Raw genomic sequence first — 3,085 nt, forward strand, 5'->3', positions numbered from 1 at the left:
CGGTTGGGGCGACCTGGGAAGCGTTGCGGGGGCGGTCGGGCTGTCCGCGCCGCGGTTGCGGGCGCTGGCCCGCGCCGAGCTGGGCGTCCCGCTCGCCCGGTTGCGGCGCTGGGCGCGGTTGCGTGCCGCGATCGCGTGCCTGCCCGGGCACCCGGTGGCGGACGCGGCGGCCATGGCGGGATTCGCCGACCAGGCGCACCTGGCCAGGACGGCACGCGACCTGATCGGCCGCACCCCGTCCTCGATCGGCGGCCGGCCCGATGCGTTCACGAACACCGGCCCGGAGCGCTCCGAGGCGGGCTCATATCACCGTGACATGGGGCAATCGGTAGGTCCCCGGGCTGCGGCTCCCGTCGTACCGTGACGGCAAGGCCGGCCTCGGGAGGTCCCATGAAGGCGATCCGTACGGCGACCGCGGCGGCCGTGGTCGCGCTCGCGCTCACCAGCACACCCGCCCCAGCCACCGCGTCGAACCCCTCCGGCGCATCCGGGCGAACCGCCGCTCCCCCGTCCGATCTGGTGGGGGCGTTGCGGCGGGATCTGGGGTTGAGCGCGGCGCAGGCCGAGGCGCGGCTGGCCGATGAGGCCCGTGCGCGCCGGCTGGAGCCGGTCCTGCGCGCCGGGCTCGGGGAGCGGTTCGGCGGGTCCTGGCTGGACGATTCGGGTTCCCTGGTCGTCGCCACCGTCGACGCGGCCGACGTCGCGTCCATCAAGGCAGGCGGCGCCCGCGCCACCGTCGTCGTCCGGACGCTGGCCGCGCTCGACGCCGCCAAGGACGTCCTGGATCGGGCGGCGGGACTGGCCGGCCCCGGCGTGCACGGCTGGCACGTGGACGTGCGCGCGAACGACCTGGTGGTGCTGGCCGCCGACGCGGCGAGCGGCGCGGCGTTCGTCGCGGCCGCCGGCGTGGACCCCGCGCTCGTCCGGATCGTGCACTCCCCCGCTCGACCGACCCCGTCCGCGGAAGTCCCTGGTAGCGGCGGCCTCCAAGGCGGGGTCGTTCGCGGCGGCGACGTCTTCTCGGTCAGGAACAAGGGACGCTGCGTCGTGGCGTTCACCGTCCGGCGCGGCACGACCGACGGGTTCCTGACGGCCGGGCGCTGCGGTCAGAAGGGCGACGTGGCACTGGGCGGCTACCTCGGCACGCCCATCGGCGTGTTCGAGTCGTCGTCCTTCCCCGTCGACGACTACGCCTGGGTGTCGCTCTACCCCGGCTGGACGCCCCGCGGCACGGTGGTCGCGCCCGGCGGTGAGCGGCCGATCCGCGGCGCGCGTCCGGCGCCGGTGGGTTCGTCGGTGTGCCAGGCGACGCCGTCGGGCGGCTGGCGCTGCGGCACGATCCAGCAGTACAACACCAGCGTCAGCTACCCGGAGGGGACGGTCACCGGCCTGGTGCGCACCAGCGTGTGCGCGCAGCCGGGCAGCCTGGCCGGCGCGCCGTTCGTCTCCGGCGACCAGGCGCAGGGCATGACCTCCGGCGGCACCGGCAACTGCGCGTCGGGCGGCTCCACCTACTTCCAGCCGGTCACGGAGGCGCTGTCGGCGTTCGGGCTCACGCTGGTGACCAGCTGACCCAGGGGGCCGCTACGGTTCGCACGCGGCAACACCCACGCCGATGTCCCACTTTGTCGAGGAATCTCCCGAGGTTCGCGGCACACCGGGCGGCTGTGGTCTCCTGATCGTCGGGGGAGCGTGTGAGCACACGGTTGGGCCGGTCGCTGCGAACGCGGCTGACACTGCTGGCCAGCATCGCCATGCTGCTGGTGAACGTCGTGGTCAGCATCTTCGTGCTGTACGGAATCCGGAACGAGGTCACCGACCTGCGGGCGCACGAGGTGTCGGGCAAGGCGCTGCGCGTGCTGCTCATGGTCAAACGCGACCAGTTGCCCCGGCGGCTGACCGCACCCGACCTCGACGGCGTCCAGGTGGTCGATCCGGCCGGGCGCGTGGTCGCCGCCACCCAGAACCTGAGCGGGCGGCCCCGCCTGACGACCGCGATCCCGCACCGGGAGCAGGCCAACAACGAGGCCGTGCTGTGCGACCTGCCCGCTTTCCCCGGCCACTGCAAGATCGCGGTCGCGCTGACCGCGTACGAGCCGGAGGGTGAATGGGTCATCTACGCCTTCGGCCCCGGCGTGCCCTGGTACGTCAGGACGGAGGTGCTGCTGTTCGAGATCTGCGTGACCGCGCTGCTGGTCGCGCTGACCTGGTGGGGAGTCTCGCGCGTGGTGGCCAGGACGCTCGCGCCGGTCAGCAGCATCACCAGACGGCTGGGCGAGATCTCGGCGGGCGGCGGCGGGATGCGCGTGCCGGTCCCGGTGAACGACGACGAGATCAAGGCCCTGGCCGAGACCGCCAACCAGACCCTGGAACGGCTGGAGACCGCGCTGGAGCAGCAGAAGATCGCGATGGAGCGGCAGCGCCGGTTCGCCGGGGACGCCTCGCACGACCTGCGCAGCCCGATCACCGCCATGCGCGCCCAGATCGAGGACAGCCTGCTGCACCCCGACGACACCGACTGGCGCGACACCGGCGAGAAGATGCTGGCCAGCCTGGAGCGGCTGCAGGCCATCGTCACCGACCTGCTCACGCTGACCAAGCTGGACGCCGGCGCCCCGACCCACCACGAACCGCTCGACCTGGGTGACCTGGTCGCCGCCGAGACCTGCAGGCCGCGCGGCAAGAACGTGGTCACCACCCTGCAGCCGGACGTGATCGTCACCGGCGACCGGCTGCAGCTGGCCAGGCTGCTGACGAACCTGCTGGACAACGCCGAACGGCACGCCGAGACGCAGGTCATCGTGACGGTGCGGCGGCAGGACACGCAGGCCGTGATGGAGGTGCTGGACGACGGCGCGGGCATCGCGCCCGAGGAGCGCGAGACCGTCTTCCAGCGCTTCACCCGCCTGGACGCCTCACGCAACAGGGACGCCGGCGGCACGGGCCTCGGCCTGCCCATCGCCCGCGAGATCGCCACCGCCCACCACGGCACGCTGACCATCGAGGACTCCGACACCGGGGCCAGGTTCGTCCTGCGCGTCCCGGCCGAACCAGCACCCGAGGCCCCACCGGCCGCCCCCTGACC

The 3,085-nt window shown here is 73.5% G+C and carries 3 protein-coding genes; all 3 read left to right on the forward strand.

From position 1 onward, the window contains the following. A partial coding sequence (locus HII36_RS54245) for a helix-turn-helix domain-containing protein (protein WP_217371118.1) occupies positions 1 to 364 on the forward strand: 364 nt, incomplete at its 5' end. 26 nt (positions 365 to 390) lie between these two features. Then, positions 391 to 1,572 carry a S1 family peptidase gene (locus HII36_RS54250; RefSeq protein WP_173531217.1) on the forward strand — a complete coding sequence of 394 codons (1,182 nt, stop codon included), beginning with the start codon at positions 391 to 393 and terminating at the stop codon, positions 1,570 to 1,572. 122 nt (positions 1,573 to 1,694) lie between these two features. Beyond that, on the forward strand, positions 1,695 to 3,083 hold the full coding sequence (locus HII36_RS54255; protein WP_328808320.1) for a sensor histidine kinase: 1,389 nt from the start codon (positions 1,695 to 1,697) through the stop codon (positions 3,081 to 3,083). Positions 3,084 to 3,085 lie beyond the last annotated feature (2 nt).

The organism is Nonomuraea antri, assembly GCF_013283785.1.
Taxonomy (GTDB): domain Bacteria; phylum Actinomycetota; class Actinomycetes; order Streptosporangiales; family Streptosporangiaceae; genus Nonomuraea; species Nonomuraea antri.